The sequence below is a fragment of the Shewanella acanthi genome (assembly GCF_019457475.1).
GTDB lineage: Bacteria > Pseudomonadota > Gammaproteobacteria > Enterobacterales > Shewanellaceae > Shewanella > Shewanella acanthi.
This window is the reverse complement of sequence record NZ_CP080413.1, coordinates 491,267-510,459: the sequence shown is the minus strand read 5'-3', so window position 1 is coordinate 510,459 and position 19,193 is coordinate 491,267. Positions and strand designations below refer to the sequence as shown.

Genomic DNA, 19,193 nt, shown 5'->3' with positions numbered 1-19,193 from the left:
TGCTAGCAGAATAAATAATCAGAAATCAAAATAGCGCAGCAATATTGCATTTGATAAGCGTTTTCATTTAGAATTAGCCCAATTCATTTTTGGAGTCTAAAAAATGTACGTTTGTCTCTGTCATGCCATTACAGATACGCAGATTAAAAACGCCGTTAGTCAGGGCGATACTAGCCTTGCGGATGTGAAAAAGCGTTTAGGCGTAGCCGATCAATGCGGTAAATGTGCGCGAATGGCAGTACAGATTATCCAAAATCAATTGGAACTCGAACCCAACTACTATGAAGTGGCGTAGGCGTTAAGTCGCTAAAACATACCTTGCCCATTAACATCGACTCAGCTTAACGCCCCACAAAATCCCCCATTCTTACTCTCTGCATCAAACAGTGCGCCGATAAAAAACGCACTGTCGATGATATATGTGACCGACTTAAGTCCTTTTTGCTATTTACGCTTCAACAAATAAGCGGCCTCGTTTAACCAAGGCACGGCCTTATTCACGAAACGCGGATTGTCGGCCAGTACATCTTGGCTCTCAAGAAGTTGGATCTCAAAATCGTCACTCAGATGCTGCTCCACCCAAGTTGGCGATACGGCAAACGGGGGACCGCTCAAGGCTTGTAGCGGGTAATCTAACGTCACTAATAACCCTACGCTCCCCTGAGGCAAAAGCTTGGCTAATTGTTTGGCGTACTTGGCTCGCATCGTTTCGGGCCAAGCGATTAATGCCGCTCTGTCATAGAAAGCATGAACATCTTTGGTTGTCTCGATGGGCAGCGTAAAAATATCACCTTGGTAAAGGCTAATCTGCTCGGTTTGATAGAGCCCATGCTCCCCCAATTTCGACTGCTGCACGGGTAATTGGTTATCGCTGAAAAACTGCTGCACTGCGAGTTCATTTAACTCGCAGCCAATGACTTGATGACCCTGTTCGGCTAAAAAGCACATATCCAAAGACTTACCGCACAGGGGAACAAAAACCTGAGTATCTGCTGCTAAGGCTAATTGGGACCAAAACTTAATGAGGAAAGGATTAATATTTTGTTGATGAAAACCAATCTGTTGCTGCTGCCACTTCTCGTGCCAAAAACCCGGTTCCATAGGACTATCTCATATGACTAAAAATAGCCTTACTCTAATGGGATTAATTAAGGGATGCAAAGCTCATGCGAGTATACTCACCGCGGAAAATGTAAAGACTTGCTGACCGTGCAGGTCATGCCAAGTCAAAGCGCACAAATGCAGTGCATATCTAACAAACTACTGCGACAACGCTTGCTGTACTTTTCGAAGCCATAGACAATTTTCACATTGACACTGACGGCGGGACAAATGATGTGGTGTCAGGGATGAATCGATAAAATCCACCGCTATCAACAGCTGCTGCTTAAGTTCCGCCACTGACTTTTGCTCCACAGCGACTAATTCGTCATTGTGGTTGATCCAGATGCATTCCATGCCCTGATGGCAGGTTAAACACTGTTCATCATTTTGGTTATAAAATACCGCATGTGGGCAATGGCGTACGTCCATCGATTGTAGGATTCGCTTACGCGGAAATTCCAATAATTCAATGAGTAAAGCTTTATTGGTGGGCATAAGCCCTCCTTAACGTCCACGTTAAATTGGGATTAAGAACTGCCGAAAATCCCCTCCGAATTACACTTAAGATTACCTAGACTCTATCTGTTTTAACTTGATATAAATCAAAGTCAGAGACGAAATGATGGGATAGGTGAGCCGTCAGTTGATGCTTATTCCTCGAAGTAAGCTAATCCCACTCCATCTAAGTTGCTTATCGGCACCGCTTATTGTTTAAATAGACAAAACAAGGAGCGTCACAGTGCAAACACCCCAGCTACAACACTTCTATATTTCCGAAGAGCAATCCATTTATCTGCTCAAAGCCAACGATGCCCGTAAACACAGAGCTTGGGTGCGTTTGTGTAAACAACAGCTCAGTAAGCTGGGTTATCGTGATATCGAGTTTATTGGAAAGGGAGCCTATGGGTTTGTGTTTGCAGGAATTAACCAAGCCGACGAGGCCCATGTTTTTAAATTTTCGCGGATCACCCTTCCCCAGCATGTGCAGGACAGGCTCGAAGAAGAAGCCTTTATTCTATCACTTTTAAAACACCCCAATATTCCCGCAGGAATTAAGTTCGAGCGCATCGGCAAACAGGGCATTCTTGTAATGGAGCGCGCCAAGGGGGAAGATCTTGAACAGCTCTGTCGCCGTTTAGGCGCCCTGCCAACGGCCATGGTGATGAGTATCGCCCGCCAATTAGCGGATATTCTCTATTACCTTCGCACCGGTAAACCACTCGTCCACGGTGATATCAAACCCTCCAACTTAGTCTATGATATTGAAACTAATCACTTATCCTTAATTGATTGGGGCTCGGCGGTCTTTGCCCAGCGCAATGAGCATAACAAGCCCGTCGAAGACAACGTGATGACATTAATGTCGAGCGATCAGCAGCACACCAACGCTCGCATGGGCGACGTGTATTTTATTGGCGAAGAGCAACTTAGCGGCGCGCTTTCAAGCCCTCGGTTTGACGAACAGGGCGTCGCGGCGACCCTATATGTGCTCGCCTCAGGTCAAGCGAGCCGATTTGGCTCTCAAGTAATCCCCCCCACCAGCATCGGTCTGCCCATCGAACTCGCCCGCACCCTTGAGGGCATGTTAAGCAGCGATGCCGATACCCGTAATAAAGCGGGAGATTACTTCCTAAAAAGCATGCGCCACAGCCATAGACTGCATTTACCTGAAATCGCCAAAGCCGAACTGCAAGGCGAAATTCCCGTTTGGGTGCAATCCCGTGAAAAGGACGTCGAAACCGTGAGCTACAGCTCTCGTAAGTCCTTCTTAAAGGAGCATAACGTTCAAGAGCCGATAGCTAAAATGGACGATATCCAGCTCGAAAAATACTACCGGAACTTCCTCGCGGGCATGGGGGATACTGAGAAGGGCTTTATTGCCGCCGTCGGGCGCCTCGGTCAATATCCTATTGTGGGTGGGTTAGCCATTCACTGGCAGGAAACCGGCGTCTTTATCGACTCGAATCTGGCAATTTACGATGCTAGCCAAAAGAGCGCACTGATCATCGCGGTTAATAATATGGTGACGCTGGCGCGGGGGATTAAGCGGATTGGGGTATTTAAGGCTTGCTTCTTTAACGCTAAAGACACCTTACATATCGAACGTGAAAACGCCCAAACGCCCTTTACCGCCAGCGCCGATTTACAACTGCCCTTCGAGGTCGGGGATGTGCCAACGCTTGAGGATCAATCCCGCCTACACTCCTACTTCGAGGACGGTAAAGATCCCGACGAGAACCTCGAACTGCCAATTGAAATCATGGATGAACTGGCGCGTATCAACCAAATTCACCATACGGGCTGCATCATTTTCGAGGCACTGCCCGATCACTTAAAAATCCACAGCTACCTAAAACTGCTCAACCCACGCAAACAGGCGGCCTTTAGGGCCAGCCTCGACCGAATACTGCACCATGTGGGTAAAATCCAAGGCCATGGGGTATCGGGCTTTATGAAACTGCCCTATAAAAATACTCGCCAATTTAGCCATATTGAGCGTAAACCCGAGTATTTCTATCCTAAGAATCCAAAGGAAATAAGTGCTTAGCAATAAGCACTTAAGCATAGGCACATAATAATTGGCGCTTAACCAATGCATAGGGAAGCGCCAATTAGGATTGACGAGCCAATTAAATCGGTGAACCCGGCGGCAAACTTAAGGGGTTGGCAATCAACTTAATCTTTTCATCTTCAATGCCTGCGGCTAAACCCTGTTGCAACCAAGTGTAGTGGGCGGCACGTTTAGCATTGGCGCGATTCGCCTTCGCTTTAAGCTGCTTAATCGCAAAATGCACTCGGTCAAGCAGCGCCGCTTTCACTTCGGGAGCAGTATCAGAGTTATGGTAAGTCGCAAGCACCTCGTCGATAACCACAGCGTTCACTCTCATCCACACGCCTTCAACCAACCCCAACTTATCCTCTTGGAATAGCGTCGCCGCAAAGAGTTTATTTAACAGTAACTCGACCGATAACTGCTCATTGTCGGCCATGGCAGCTTGGCTAACGCGATTAAGGCGTTTTGGCATCAGCATCAGGCTAACGGTGTGGCGGCTAAAGACTTCGGCCATCCCCAACGGATCGTTTATCACCCCTAAACCAGACTGGAAGGATTCCCTTGTTGGCTGATAGTTACCCGACTTTGGCACTAGACTGTCCAGTAATGGTTGCGGCAGTGTAAGACTCGCCGCGTCCAAGGTCTTAAGCAAAGCGTCGAGACCTGATGACTGTAACTGCGGCGCCACATAGCTCCAGTGGCTGCCTTCACCAAACGATAGGTAGCTATAGTCAGTGCCGCCGATAAACTTAGCGACCGCATCTATCTGGTATCGCGTTAGCAAATAGATAGGCACAAGGGCATCGGCAAGTTCACCTAAGGGCTCACCATCAAGCAGCGCCGAACTGGAAAAACCTTCAATCGCCTTAGTGCGAATACCATCTAAGATCCCAAGCTGGGCGATGGGATCGCTTCCCGTATCCCACAGACTCGCATAGGCCTGACTGCCGTCCTTCTGCCTTGAATCGGCCTCGCCTATATAGCGCAGTCCCTTTTTTGCCACATCGGCTAGCAATTGAGATTGTAGCGCCTGCTGCGCCTTGGGATCGCCTTCATCGCTATAGCCATAGGCAATCGTAAAGTTATCCCAAGCACCGACTCCCGTAGTGTAAGGGGCTGAAATATCGATGTCGTTTCCATTAAGCTGAATTTTAGGGTGGGGATAATCCATCACGGAAGCATCGCTGTTAGTCGATGCGGCAAAGTTATGATCGAGCCCTAGGGTGTGTCCTACTTCATGGGCCGCTAACTGCCGGATCCGCGCCAGTGCTAAGTCGTTTGCCGCTTTTTCGGCTGCGACTCTATCAGACCAGCCCGCGGTTAACCCCTTAGCAATCAGATAATCCTGACGTACTCTAAGGCTTCCTAGGGTCACTTGCCCTTTGATGATTTCACCGCTGCGTGGATCAGTTAGTGCCGCACCGTATGACCAGCCACGGGTCGCCCTATGCACCCACTGGATCATGTTGTAGCGAATATCTTGAGGGTCAGCGTCGAGCGGCAAAAGCTCAACCTTAAAACCGTTGATAAAGCCTGCTTGAGTAAAGGCGCTCTCCCACCAGCGAGCGCCTTCAAGCAGTGCGGAGCGAATCGGCTCTGGCGCACCCGGGTCTACATAATAGGTAATAGGTTTAACCACTTCGCTTGGCGCTGCACCGGGATTCACCTTCTGCAGGCGGTGGCGCAGAATAAAACGCTGCACCAACGGTTGGTCGATTGCCGTAGCGTAATCGCGGTACTCGTCAGACAGATAACCGCTCATTGGATGATAGGCGCGCGGCTGATAACCCTCCTCCGGTAATTCGATGAAGGAGTAACGCATTCTGACTGTCATTAAGGTGCCATCGGGTGTCACTTGAGCAACTTGCTCACCCGCAGTATCGCCCTTAAAGGTTAACTGCACATCCACATCGGCATTTTTAGGGAAGGATTTAACGCCCTTAGGTAACACCACTGAGCGACTCGAATCGACTCGATAACTCCCCTGCCCAGTGTGCTGCAGTACAGAGCTCACGCCGTGGAGATCGTTTAATACCAGATCGTTTATCGCCACCAGATCGTTGCTGCCATCGAGCAATTTGCCCTGCCACAGCACCGAATCGGCAAAGGCTTCATCGACTGCACGTTTTTCGGCAACATGTTGGGTCTCGGCGCGATATTGGGTATTGAGCTGCTTAAGCTGAATGAAGGGGCCTTGGCGCTCAAACTGCACCATACGGGTCTGCCCCAATTGCCCCCTATCGAGGCCTATATCGTTAGAGCCCACGCCCTCAGGCAGACTGGTGACCAACAGAAAAGGTTGATTGAGGCGACTTACCTCAAGGAATAATTCGCCGGACGCGGACTCGTAGTAAAGATTAAAAAACCCCTTTGCAGCTTGGCTTTGCTTCACTGCCTTGGCGCTTGGTTCACTGGCCGCAAGCCCAATGGTAGGCATTCCTAAAAGAACAATCGCTAAAGCAAGGCTATTGGGTTTCATCTTTCCTCCTGATGTCGCTGTCAAACTGACAACCAAGGGCCATCATTGGCACCAAGCAACTCATTAACTATGTTGATTTTTATGTTTAATCCAGTGGCTTAAGGTTTCAAATAACTCGGTCAGCACTATGGGTTTAGTGATGTGGGCATTCATCCCCGCCGCTAAACTCTTTTCCCTGTCGCCCGACATCGCATGGGCAGTCATGGCGATAATCGGCAATACATCTGCACTATAGCGTTCACGCAGGGCTTTTGCCGCCGTGAGTCCATCCATTACTGGCATTTGGATATCCATTAATACCGCATCGAATGGGCGTGAGTCGATAGTATCGAGGGCGATTTGGCCATTCCCAGCAACCACCACCTCATAACCCGCACTCTTAAGCAGCTCGGTCGCCACCTGCTGGTTGATAAAGTTATCCTCCACCAACAGCACTAGTCCCTTGTGTTCTCCCTCCTCAACTTCAATTTCATCCATTGGTTGCACTACATTGAGCCTTGGTTCATCGGCAAAAGCCGCGATGATTTCATCGAATAAGCTCGAGGCTTTAAAGGGTTTTTGTAGCACAGCAAACACATTGGCATTGTCGATATCCTGATGCAGCGGCTCAGCGGCATAGGCAGTCATCATGATGATCACTGGACGCTTAGTGATGCGGCCATCGTTCACCATAGTATCGATAGCGGTTATGACATCACTGCCATCCATTTCTGGCATCATCCAGTCGAGCAATATTAAGTCAATTGGCGTATTCAACAGCTTATAAAGGGCTTCGGCGCCGCTTGCGGCCGTATCCACCTCAAAGTGGAAGTCACGCATCACCGAGGAGTAAATTTGCAGTGCGCTCGGGTTATCATCCACCACTAACGTGCGCAGATTATTAAGCCGCTCAGGTACTACAAGAGGTTCAATTTTAGCTTCTTCGGCAATTTCGAAACTAATAGTAAAACTGAAGGTACTGCCAACGCCCAGCTCACTCTGCACTTGCATCTTGCCACCCATCATAGAGACAAGATGCTTACTAATAGATAAACCTAAGCCGGTGCCACCATACTTACGCGTCGTCGAGCCGTCAGCCTGCGCGAAGGCATCGAACAGTTTTTCCTGCTGATCCTTACCGATACCGATACCCGTATCACGCACCCAGAATTTCAGGGTAATACGATGATCTCTCTCACCTACGTCTTCGCAGCCTAATTCAATCTCACCCGACTGGGTAAATTTCACTGCATTGGACAGTAAGTTAATCAGCACTTGACCTAAACGCAGTGGATCGCCCTTCAGAATTAACCCTGCGGTCACGGGCGCATACAGGAGCAGCTCAACTCCCTGCTCCTGCGCCTTGAGGGCGTTAAGATCGAGGGCATGATCAAGTACTTTATCCAGCGGGAATGGCACTCGCTCAAGTTCGAGCTTACCGGCCTCAATTTTAGAGAAATCGAGAATGTCGTTGATAATCCTAAGCAGTGACTGCGCCGAGAAGCCCGCCTTTTCGAGGTAATCCTTTTGCTGAGCCGTCAAAGATGTGCGCTGTGCAAGCTGCAACATGCCGATAATGGCATTCATTGGCGTACGAATTTCGTGGCTCATGTTCGCCAAGAATTCACTCTTATAGAGGTTTGCTAATTCGGCGTCCTGCTTAGCCTCAAGCAGCGCCACTTCGTTGCTCTTATGGCGAGTAATGTCTTTATGGGTACCCACCATACGTTTAGGTTGGCCATCGGCGGTAAATTCCACCACTCGGCCACGCGACAGCATCCAGTGATAATTGCCATTTTTAGCCATCATCCTAAATTCAATCTCATAGGCATCGACCGGGTTTTGCAAATATTGCTGGCGATATTCAATCACCCGAATACGATCGTCGGGGTGAGTTAACTCATCGATGGTCGACAATAACGCAGGGAATTCATTGGTTTTATAACCCAGCATCGAATAGTAGGACGGGTTACAAATGATCTGCTCTGAATCTAAATACCAATCCCACAGACCGTCTTCTACCGCATCCATCGCCAGATGATAACGCTCCTCCGACAAACGCAGCTGCTCGGCGGACTCGTACTCGCGGGTTACGTCACGCCACACGGCAATCAAGCCCTGCAGCTCACCACGGCGATTATAGAAAGGCAACTTTAAGGTATCGAGCAGCACTGGTTTACCCGCCAGTTCGACTTTCTCCTGATATCTCAGCGGAGTGCGATCCTTTAATATTTGCTCATCTTCGGCACGGATCCTAAGCCCCATTTCAGGTGAGGTTAAGTCCTCTGAGGAGAGGCCAATCATCTCGCTTTCGGTATAGCCAAGCATTCGCTCAGCGGCCTTGTTACAACCGAGGTAATTACCTTCTTTATCTTTGAAAACAATCGCCTCTGGAATAGAGTCGAGCAATGAGCGTAACAGTGCATATTCCCGTTCACGGCGCTCGGTTGCATCTTTCAAACGTTCGGTACGGCGTGCCACCAACTTATCGAGGCGTTTATTTTGTTCTGCCAGATGGTGGGTATATTGCTTATTTTCTTCAAAGATTCGGCTCACTAGCTGGAACCAAGGCTCCCAACCCTGGGTAATTCTCTCAGGCGGCTTACGAGGCTCCTGTGAGCAGCGCTCGAGGTGCGATAACAACCGAGAGGCAGGGCTCACGAAGGAGCGGCGGGTCTGCCAATGCACGATTGTCACCAGCACAGACAGCGCAATCACCACCAGAATAAAGGTGAGCTGCAGCTTCTCGACCGAGTCTTGGAACAGGTCATCTTCGTTCTGCAGGTACAACAAGCGCCAAGGGGCGTTATGCAGGGCAACGGAGTGAATGTAGTAACCATTGCGGATAATGCCTTCGTGGGCATCGAAGAGCTCAGATTCGGGCAGTGAATGCAGCTCGGAAGGAATACGCTGACTGATATGGTAGACACGGTTTATGTCCGAACCATCAAAGTCACTATGGGACAAAATGTTGTTCTGCTGATCGAGCAGAATCACAGTGCCTGGCATCTTAAAGTACACCCGAATTTGCTTCGCCAAAGAGGCCAAGGTCATATCGAGGTTAATTGAGCCCATAAACTCATCGCCAAGGTATACAGGCACACCGAGTGTGGTCAACAGTCCCTTGCCGGTGGAGTCAACATAGGCTTCACTCCAAAACACGCTGCGCTGGGGATTCATTGCTGGTGTGGCGTATTGGAATTGTTTTTTATTCAGTAACTCGTCCCTAAAACGCTCATCGCTATCGCTCCAAGGGAAATAGGACATCATTCGCTGGCGCGAAAGATAATAAATAGCCGACGCCTTTGGTGCCGCCTCCTTTGCCACAGGGAAAGACAGCGACAGCTCAAATAGCATTTCAAGTTCTTGATAGAATTTATCACTGCGACCTTCGAGTGAACCCGCACCCGTGATCCGCCCCATATTGGTAAAGGGCTTACCGCCTTGGGCGTAGCTCGGCTCAAGGGTAAAGTATTGACCGCTGGCGTTAAATTTACCGTATTGGGGTAAGCGATCCTTACGCACTAACTCACCCAAACGCAGGTGATCGACCGCCACATCCCGTAAACTTTTTACCGCGCGAATGCTCGATTCGAGAAGTAGGTCAATCTGCAATACGTGACGCTCGACCTGCTCCTCACGCTGATCCATCTGCTGGTTCTTCTGACGATCGAAAAACACCCATGCGGTTAATAACGACATCACAATTACCCCGATGTACGTATAAAAAACAGCACGGTTATAGTTCTTTTGGATCGGCGATTTTAGCTGGAGATCCGGCTCACTCGATTTCATCCACTACCCTTGATTGCAGCGCTTATTTTAGCCATCGGCGGCACAAGCTTTAAGGCTAATATATTAGCAGGAAGAAACCATCAATCGCATCAAATAATTGCCGATTAATCACCACCCATGCCTATGATTCATCGCTGAAAAATATTGCCTAAAACAGGTCAATTCCTCGGCTTATATTAGCGATTTGCCTCACACTTTAAGCTCACCTTTAAACCGCATTCAAACCCCAATCACTTAACCCTAAAATACTAAGGCCTCTAAATTGAGGCCTTAGACTAGTTTCTTAAACAATTAATAATATTAGGTAAATAACAGATTTTTATAGATGTTCTTCCGCATATTCGGCCAGACGCGAGCGCACCACCCCGTTAAGGTAGATGTTGGCACTGCCTTCAAAGTCTTTAAAGCGCTCCACAATATAGGTTAAGCCCGAGGTTACCGCCGTTAAATAATTAGAATCAATTTGAGCTAAGTTACCGCAGCAAATCAGTTTTGTACCTTCGCCCATACGGGTGATCATGGTTTTGATTTGCGATGCCGTGAGGTTTTGACACTCATCCAGCAATACGATGGAGTTCTGAATCGAACGTCCACGCATAAAGTTAATCGACTTAAACTGGATATTGGCCTTCTCCATGATGTAATTCATGCTACCAGTTGGATTAACATCATGTTTATGCAGTACTTCTAAGGTATCGGTAATCGCCGCCAACCAAGGCAGCATTTTCTCTTCTTCGGTGCCGGGTAGGAAACCGATAGATTCGGCAATCTCAGGGGTGTTACGGGTCACAATCACTTTGTCGTAGCGATTGCGCTCGACCACAAGTTCCAGTGCCGCCGCCATTGCCAGTAAGGTTTTACCGCAACCGGCGGGGCCGGTTAAAATCACTAAATCAATTTCAGGGTCAAGCAAAGCTTGCAGCGCCATGCCCTGATAGACGTTTTTAGGTTTAACGCCCCAAGCCTCGAGGTTTTTCATTCGCTCACGGCCTAAGTCCAGAATGTGCAGATGGCTTTCGGTACGGGCGGTGACTCGACCACAGAAATCCGACTCGGTATCGATAAGATATTGGTTAATGTAGAACTGGTCGCTTTCTAAATCAGTTAAAGGAACCTCATGGATAGTGTGTCTGCCGTGACGCTCAGTAGAAACCCTATCTAAATGCTCCCAAAAGTTACCCTCAAACTGATAAAAACCCTTAGTTAAGAAGCGAATATCGTCAATCAACTGGTCGGTTCGATAATCTTCGACCAAGAGAATGCCCGCGCCCTTAGCTTTAAGACGCATGTTGATATCTTTGGTGACTAACACCACGGTGCGTGGCGTGTGGAGGTTTTGCAGGTGCAGCGCGGTATTGATAATGCGGTTGTCGTTACCGTCGCCGGGGAGGGAGCCTAAGGTAAATTCAACTAAATGGTCAGGAAAAATAGACAACGAACCTATGGCATCAGCATGTCCTTCCCGCATGGGTAATGGTACGCCGCTGATAATTTGCTCGGGTGTTGTATCACCGCCCAAGGTGTCTTCCAGTGCGCGAATAGCGACCCTGGCATCCCGACTCACATCACTCTTTCTATCCTTGATTTGGTCCAACTCTTCCAGCACTGTCATCGGAATGACCACATCGTGCTCTTTAAACGAATAGATCGCCAAAGGTTCATGTAGTAACACATTGGTATCCAGTACAAACAACTTTTTGTCGTTTTGCTCCATGGCGCCTCCAGAGTGCTCGATTTATTTGAGTTCTACATCTCGTCCCAGAAATTAGAGTAATTAGCTCCTTTTATGATTAATCAGCGTGTTAGAGGGGGATGGTTCTGGTCCTTGCAAACGGCTTCAAAATACGTCTTACAAGTGACTTAAAACCATACTGTCATCAATCAGATAAAACCACAATCAACTTTTTATGGTTTGATGGCACATGAGTTGTAGCCCCATAAGATGACACCCTAATGACATTTAGACCGCGAGTTGGTAGCAAAATTCTACCCTGTTCGATTTGTAATCTACCGTATGCAGAATTAGGCTCTAACAGGTATGGGAACGATTCAAATGTCCCTGTGATTGATATAACATACGCGCCCTTTGTTAGAGCCCCGCCAGAGATGAGAATTTAAGATGCCGTTTGCCTTAGGACAACGTTGGATAAGTGATACCGAGTCAGAACTTGGTTTAGGAACAGTCGTACAAGTTGAAGGCCGCATGGTCACTGTATTATTTCCAGCCACGGGAGAGAACCGCATGTTCTCCCGTAACGAAGCTCCTCTGACACGTGTTATCTACAACCCCGGCGATACGGTAGAAAGCCACGAAGGCTGGAGCCTAGCCATTGAGGAACTCACCGAAAAAGATGGCCTAGTGATTTACCACGGTATCCACAGTGAGAGCGGCGAAAAGGTTAGCCTGCGCGAAACTTTGCTTAACCACAACATTCGTTTTAACAAACCTCAAGACCGTTTATTCGCGGGTCAAATCGACCGTTTAGACCGTTTTGGCGTGCGTTACCAAGCCCAATTACTGCGCCACAAATTGGCGACCTCAGATCTACTCGGTCTGCAAGGCCCACGTGTAGGCTTAATCCCGCACCAAATGTGGATTGCCCATGAAGTGGGTCGTCGCTACGCCCCGCGCGTACTGCTCGCCGATGAAGTAGGTTTAGGTAAAACCATCGAAGCGGGTCTCATTATTCATCAGCAACTGCTCACCGGCCGCGCCGAGCGCGTACTGATCATTGTGCCAGACACCCTGCGCCACCAATGGTTAGTCGAAATGCTGCGCCGCTTTAACCTGCGTTTTTCGGTATTCGATGAAGACCGCTGCGTCGAAGCCTTTGCCGACCACGACAACCCCTTCTACACCGAACAATTAGTGATTTGCTCGCTCGAATTACTGCGTAAGAAAAAGCGTTTAGACCAAGCGTTAGACGCCGACTGGGATCTGTTAGTGGTGGATGAAGCCCACCACTTAGAATGGACTGAAGAAGCGCCAAGCCGTGCCTACCAAGTGGTTGAAGCACTTAGTGAAGTGGTGCCTGGCGTGTTACTACTCACCGCAACCCCAGATCAACTCGGCCACGAGAGCCATTTTGCCCGTTTACGACTGCTCGATCCGGATCGTTTCTACGATTACGACGCTTTTCTCAATGAAGAGAACAGCTACAAGGATGTCGCCATTGCCGCCGAAGCCCTCGCTGGCGTTGGCAAGCTACCGGATGTTGCCATAAACAGCCTAACCGAATTACTGAGCGAGAAAGATATCGCCCCAAGCATTCGCTTAATTCAAGCCGATGGCATCGACAGCGAACTGCAACAGGCCGCGCGTAGCGAATTATTACAAGAGTTGTTAGACCGTCACGGCACTGGCCGCGTGCTATACCGCAACAGCCGCGCCTCGGTTAAGGGCTTCCCCAAGCGTATCTTCAACGCCTATGCCCATGAAATGCCAGAGCAATACCATACCGCAGCCCGCGTTAACGATATGATGGGTGGCCGCAAAACGCCAGAGGCCAAGGCCGCTCAAGCACTAAGTCCCGAAAAACTCTATCAAGAGTTCGATGAGAACAGCGCCAGTTGGTGGAAGTTCGACCCACGCGTGGATTGGTTGATCGAGTTCTTAAAATCACACCGCAGCAAGAAAGTGCTGATCATCGCCAGCGGCGCCGAAACCGCCCTAAGCCTTGAAGAAGCCCTGCGTACCCGCGAAGGTATCCAAGCGACCGTATTCCACGAGGGCATGTCGATTATCGAGCGCGATAAGGCTGGGGCTTACTTTGCCCAAGAAGAAGGCGGCGCCCAGGCGTTAATCTGCTCAGAGATTGGTTCTGAAGGTCGTAACTTCCAGTTCGCTAGCCACTTAGTGCTGTTCGACTTGCCATTAAACCCAGATCTACTCGAGCAACGTATTGGTCGTCTAGACCGTATCGGCCAGAAAAACGATATTCAAATTCACCTGCCTTATCTTAAAGATACCGCGCAGGAGCGTTTGATGCAGTGGTATCACCAAGGCCTCAACGCCTTCGAACTCACCTGCCCAAGCGGTCATGTGCTTTACAGTGAATTTGCCGAAGAGTTACTGAATGTACTAGTGGGTGACGATGAGGACGAGCTAACCAATCTGCTCAACCACACTCAATCTCGCTATAAAGAACTCAAGCACGCCATGGAGCAAGGTCGCGATAAGCTGCTGGAAATCAACTCCCACGGCGGTGACAAGGCTAAAGCCATTGTTGAGCGTCTAGCCCAAAGCGATGAAGACACTCACCTTATCGGTTCGGTTATTCGTCTATGGGATATTATCGGTGTGGATCAAGAAGATAGAGGCGAGAATTCGATCATTCTGCGTCCAAGCGAACACATGATGTTCCCTACTTACCCTGGCCTGCATGAAGATGGCATAACTGTCACCTTCGATCGCGATACTGCGCTATCGCGCGATGATATTGCGCTGATCACCCAAGAGCATCCCTTAGTGCAAACGGGTCTAGACTTGATCACAGGCTCTGACACTGGCACCACCAGCGTGGCGATTCTAAAGAACAAGGCGCTGCCTGCGGGCACCCTCTTTTTAGAACTGATCTACATGGCGGATGCGTCTGCACCTAAGTCGAGCCAGCTGTACCGTTACCTACCACCAACACCAATTCGTGTGTTACTGGATAAAAACGGCAACAACTTAGCTGATAAAGTGGATTACGCGAGCTTCGATAAGCAATTAAGCGCCGTTAACCGCCATATTGGCAGCAAATTAGTTAACGCTTCTCAACCAATTCTGCACCCACTGTTTGCCAAGGGTGAAGAAGCGGCGCAAGCGGCAGTACAGGAATTAGTTGCCCAAGCTCGCGAGAAGATGACCACTCAATTATCGGCTGAGCTGGATCGTTTAGAGTCGCTCAAAGCGGTTAACCCCAATATACGCGAAGAAGAGCTGGAATACCTGCGTAACCAAATGCAGGAACTCGGCACTTACTTAGATGCGAGTCAGTTGCAACTCGATGCCATCCGTATGGTACTCGTAAGTCACGCTTAAGTGCGTTTGCTTACGAGCGTTTAGCCTAAATGCTATTCGCTTAAACTAGCTAAATAGACTTATCCCAAAGCCCAGCCACTGCTGGGCTTTTTTATTTCCCTTAAAAGGATTTCTTAGCGCAATCCCAATCTTTGGATAAATCTTGCCCCGCCCTAACACCTTAGCGTTATACTCAGACTAATCGAATTTATGATATGACTCAGCGGGTTATCATTTTATGGCACGATTGGCGTCTATAATCTTTACGCTTCTTATCTGTTTATCTGCGTTTAACGCCATCGCGGCAGAACCGGAACCCGCCACACCTGCAACCGCAGTAACAGAAGCTTCCTCTAAGCCTGCTTCGGAAAAATCTGATGCAACAAAAGCAAATGAGCCTATACCAGCTAAACCCAAAGCTAACTTTGGCTACCTTCCCACCAAGGAAGTGCAGCAGATCAAAGTCGATAATCAGCAGTTAGATTTACTGGTGCGCCCCTGGGAAGGTAAGAAAAAACTCGGCGCCGCGATTATTCTCCCCGCTACCAATGGCAGCGCCGATTCACCTGGGGTGATGGCCTATATCCGGCGCAATATCAATCCAGCTGGCTGGGCAAGTTTAAGTATCACGCCGCCCATTGACCCACCCTCGCCTAACTTTGCCACCGATGCAAAGGAGGTTGCGAGCGCAGGTGAAGGACAACTGACTAACCCCTCCAATAAACCAAGTCAAAAACGTAAACCAGAGGAGAGTGATAAACAGCTACAGTCGCAGGAATCGTTATTAGTGAAAAGCATGGAAAAACTCGCTGCCGTAAGCGACGAGTATCCCGGTAAACGGGTGCTCGTTACCGCAGAGCAAAGTGCCGCGCTGATTATCAAGCTACTGAGCGATAATAAGATAACGCCACCCGATGTACTGGTGGTGATTAACCCCTACAGCTTGGATGATAAACGTAATCAGGAACTCCCTGAAAAGCTTGCCAAACTTCAGCTACCTATACTCGATATTCAATCACCCGATGGTCATCCCGCCTCCCTTGAAACTGCAGAGCTGAGAAAAACCTTGGCCTTGAGTCTAGAAGCCCCCAATTATCGCCAAAACCAACTCGCACTAAACCTCGATAACGAGAGCGCTTGGCAGAATTGTTTGCAACTAATTAGGGGATTTGCCGCCCATGGGAGCGGCAAATAAAGAATTACCAACCAGAGCGATCTTGATAGGGCTTAGCCGGATCTTTCAGTTGGCGAATCGCCGCAATAGTGCGGTTTTTACCGAGGATAAGTTTGATTTGGCTCCATGACTCACGGCTCAGTAAGCAGCGCACTGAAGAAGTCCAGCTGCGGTTAATACTGAGCTTAATTGCCGCCGCCGCATCGGGTGAGGTATTGAGTAGCTCATTTGCCATCTCAACCGCAGCTTGCATCGGATTGTCATTTAATTCTGTCACTAAGCCTAAGGACTGCGCCTCTTCACCCTTAAGGATTTTCGCGGTGAGGGTCAATTGCATGGCTTTATCCTTAGGCATAATTTGGCGAAGCGCCGCTAAGCCCGCCATATCCGGCACCAGCCCCCACTTGGCCTCCATAATGGATAATTGGGTGTCTTTATGGGCGATACGAATATCCGCACCGAGGGCAATTTGCATTCCTCCGCCAAAGCAAATGCCATCGAGCACCGCAATCACAGGCACGGGCAAACGCTGCCAACCAATAGAGACGCGCTGGGCCAAATTAGCATTGCCGGGGAGCCACTTAAACAATAACTTGAGCATTTGCGATGGCGCCGACATGACGCTCTTAACATCCAGCCCTGAGCAAAAATTGCCATTCGCGCCCGAGAGGATCACCACTCGCACCTTACGATTTTTTGCGATAGCTTTGATGGTTTTATCCAGTTCGCTAAACATCAAGTAGTTCAGCGCATTGTATTTATCCGGGCGGTTTAAGGTGACGAAGGCGATGCCATTGTCGATTTTGAGTTGTACGCAGGGCTCAGTCATGGAGAAGTCCGTTTATTGTTATTATCATCTGAGCTGCATGGTAAATCGAAAATCCCATCAAAAACAAATTATGTCATCGATTAAACGGACTCACTTTCCATGAATAGCGCGATTGAGAGAGCGCAATCACAGCAAAATGCTGATAGCTACCAACTATCTTCAGGATAAGTGTTATCTTCTTATAGATAGATACGCGACATGGATACCTGAACAAGGAGCCTTAAACGGCATGACTATTTCAGTTCTCATTTGTGACGACTCCGCCATGGCGCGCAAACAAATGGCGCGCACTTTACCCAAAGATTGGGACGTTGACATCAGCTACGCCACCAATGGCGCCGAGGGGCTTGAGGCGATTCGCGCAGGCAAAGGGGAAGTGGTGTTCCTCGACCTCAATATGCCCGTGATGGACGGCTACGAAGTGCTGCAGACCGTGCAGCAACAGGATCTCCCCGCATTAGTGATTGTGGTGTCGGGCGATATTCAAATCAAAGCGCACGAGCGAGTTAAAGCCTTAGGTGCACTCGATTTTATTCAAAAACCCGTCAGCGCCGATGCCATTAGCAATATTTTGCAGGAATACGGCATCCTTACCCTAGCTCAGCACGAACAACCCAAAGAGGCAGAAATGCTTAAAGTCGACTTGCGCGATGCCTGCCAAGAAATCGCCAACGTCGCCATGGGACAAGCCGCCAATCTACTCGCTAAATTACTAGATGTGTTTGTGCAGTTACCGATTCCAAATGTGAATGTGCTCGAAGTGAGCGAACTCACCATGGCGCTTAAGGCCACCGAGGACAGCGCAAAAATTTCCGCCATTTGTCAGGGCTTTATTGGCGCGGGGATCGCAGGTGAAGCTTTGCTGCTATTCCACGATGCCAGCTTTAATGAAATGGCTAAACTCATGGGCCTAGCTAATCCCGAGGATAAAAACACTGAGCTTGAAGTGCTGATGGACACGGGTAACGTACTCATCGGTGCCTTTTTAAATGGGATTTCAGAGCAGCTAGATATGAAGTTCAGTCAGGCCCACCCCGTTGTGCTGGGGCGGCACTGCACAGTCAATGAACTTATCCACGACAACTCGGAAAAATGGCAACGTACCCTCGCGATGGAAATCAACTATCGGATTGAAAACCATGACATTCAGTGCGATTTACTGCTGTTATTTACCGAAGATTCCATTCCAACGCTCAGCTATAAGCTCGGTTATTTACTCGATTAATCGGTGGAACACGACCTATGTCAAACGATCAAAACGCCATGAACGAGCTGCACTGGCTAATCGAAATGGTGCAAACCATAGAAGTGGGATTGGTGGTATTGGACCGCGATTACAATATCCAGCTTTGGAATGGTTTTATGGAAAACCATAGCGGTATTTCGCCTAACTCCATAAAAGGGCAAAACCTGTTTAGCCGCTTTCCCGACTTGCCCGCCACTTGGCTAAAGCAGAAGATGGAATCGGTTTTTATGCTTAAAAACCGAGCCTTTATCAGTTGGGAGCAGCGCCCCTATGTGTTTCAATTTAAGAACTATCGCCCCATCACGGGCCGCGCCGACTTTATGTACCAAAACGTGACACTGCTGCCGCTGGCATCGCTCACGGGTCAAATCACCCATATCAGCCTGATTATTTACGATGTCACCGATATCGCGGTGAATAAACTGCAACTTAAGGCCATTAACGAACAACTAGCAAAGCTCAACCAAACCGATGAGTTAACCCAACTGAGTAATCGTCAGTATTGGCTACAGAATCTTGAGCAGCGCTTTACAAGCCTTAAACCCATTGCCAACAACATGACGGGTAAAGTCAGCTTAGTCATGCTCGAAATTGACCAATACAAATCAATAAACGAACAGATGGGTCATAGCGCAGGGGATAAAGCCATTCAGCATATCGGCTACCTACTTAAGCAATTGATAAGCAACCATCCTGCGTTAGCAGGCGACATAGGTATGGCCATTGATCTCACTCGAGATGTTGCCCGCTATGCCGGTGAAGAATTTGCGATAATTCTGCCCTTAACGGGTGAAGATGCTTTGGAAATTGCCGAACGGCTGCGCATTAACGTCGAAGAATCCAGTATGGTTTACGAAGGTAAAAGCGTGCAGCTCACTATCAGTGCTGGCATATATGAACTGGATGCCAACACCACCTCGGCATCCAAATGGATATCACTTACCGAAAAGGTGTTAAGCGATGCCAAATTCAACGGGCGAAACCGCTGCCAGCTTTAGTGTCACAATAGTTTAATCGCACATAGCGAC

At 48.8% G+C, this 19,193-nt stretch carries 12 protein-coding genes; 6 read left to right on the top strand and 6 right to left on the bottom strand.

The window, feature by feature from the left end; all coding sequences use genetic code 11:
• Positions 1-103: 103 nt before the first annotated feature.
• Complete coding sequence (locus K0H61_RS02195) at positions 104-295, top strand: bacterioferritin-associated ferredoxin (RefSeq protein WP_220051145.1); 192 nt, start codon at positions 104-106, stop codon at positions 293-295.
• A 149-nt stretch (positions 296-444) separates the two neighbouring features.
• Here K0H61_RS02195 and K0H61_RS02190 read toward each other — a convergent pair whose 3' ends face one another.
• Together K0H61_RS02190 and K0H61_RS02185 are read right to left on the bottom strand one after the other, a co-directional pair.
• Positions 445-1,101, bottom strand: coding sequence for a thiopurine S-methyltransferase (locus K0H61_RS02190; protein ID WP_220051144.1), 657 nt, complete (start codon positions 1,099-1,101; stop codon positions 445-447).
• A gap of 159 nt (positions 1,102-1,260) precedes the next feature.
• Positions 1,261-1,599 (bottom strand): hypothetical protein, encoded by a 339-nt coding sequence (locus K0H61_RS02185; RefSeq protein WP_220051143.1) that lies wholly within the window; start codon positions 1,597-1,599, stop codon positions 1,261-1,263.
• Between the two features lie 244 nt (positions 1,600-1,843).
• Between K0H61_RS02185 and K0H61_RS02180 the strand changes: the two genes are divergently transcribed.
• Entirely contained in the window at positions 1,844-3,652 is a 1,809-nt protein-coding gene (locus tag K0H61_RS02180) for a protein kinase domain-containing protein (RefSeq protein ID WP_220051142.1), read from the top strand.
• Positions 3,653-3,734: 82 nt separating this feature from the next.
• On the opposite strand, the gene K0H61_RS02175 is transcribed toward K0H61_RS02180, so the two are convergent.
• From K0H61_RS02175 to K0H61_RS02165, 3 genes are all read right to left on the bottom strand, one after another.
• A complete protein-coding gene (locus K0H61_RS02175; RefSeq protein ID WP_220051141.1) occupies positions 3,735-6,137 on the bottom strand; it encodes a zinc-dependent metalloprotease in 2,403 nt (800 codons plus the stop codon).
• A 63-nt stretch (positions 6,138-6,200) separates the two neighbouring features.
• Entirely contained in the window at positions 6,201-9,911 is a 3,711-nt protein-coding gene (locus K0H61_RS02170) for a response regulator (protein WP_220051140.1), read from the bottom strand.
• A gap of 319 nt (positions 9,912-10,230) precedes the next feature.
• Entirely contained in the window at positions 10,231-11,625 is a 1,395-nt protein-coding gene (locus K0H61_RS02165) for a PhoH family protein (protein WP_220051139.1), read from the bottom strand.
• A gap of 405 nt (positions 11,626-12,030) precedes the next feature.
• Between K0H61_RS02165 and rapA the strand changes: the two genes are divergently transcribed.
• Together rapA and K0H61_RS02155 are read left to right on the top strand one after the other, a co-directional pair.
• On the top strand, positions 12,031-14,937 hold the full coding sequence (gene rapA / locus K0H61_RS02160; RefSeq protein ID WP_220051138.1) for an RNA polymerase-associated protein RapA: 2,907 nt from the start codon (positions 12,031-12,033) through the stop codon (positions 14,935-14,937).
• 217 nt (positions 14,938-15,154) lie between these two features.
• On the top strand, positions 15,155-16,111 hold the full coding sequence (locus K0H61_RS02155; protein ID WP_220051137.1) for a DUF3530 family protein: 957 nt from the start codon (positions 15,155-15,157) through the stop codon (positions 16,109-16,111).
• 4 nt (positions 16,112-16,115) lie between these two features.
• Here K0H61_RS02155 and K0H61_RS02150 read toward each other — a convergent pair whose 3' ends face one another.
• The gene (locus tag K0H61_RS02150) at positions 16,116-16,919 is read right to left on the bottom strand and encodes a crotonase/enoyl-CoA hydratase family protein (RefSeq protein WP_220051136.1); all 804 of its coding nucleotides are present in this window, start codon (positions 16,917-16,919) and stop codon (positions 16,116-16,118) included.
• Positions 16,920-17,148: 229 nt separating this feature from the next.
• Here K0H61_RS02150 and K0H61_RS02145 point away from each other — a divergent pair, with 229 nt between their 5' ends.
• Positions 17,149-18,144, top strand: coding sequence for a response regulator (locus tag K0H61_RS02145; RefSeq protein ID WP_220051135.1), 996 nt, complete (start codon positions 17,149-17,151; stop codon positions 18,142-18,144).
• Between the two features lie 17 nt (positions 18,145-18,161).
• The gene (locus tag K0H61_RS02140) at positions 18,162-19,163 is read left to right on the top strand and encodes a GGDEF domain-containing protein (protein ID WP_220051134.1); all 1,002 of its coding nucleotides are present in this window, start codon (positions 18,162-18,164) and stop codon (positions 19,161-19,163) included.
• The last annotated feature ends 30 nt before the right edge of the window (positions 19,164-19,193 follow it).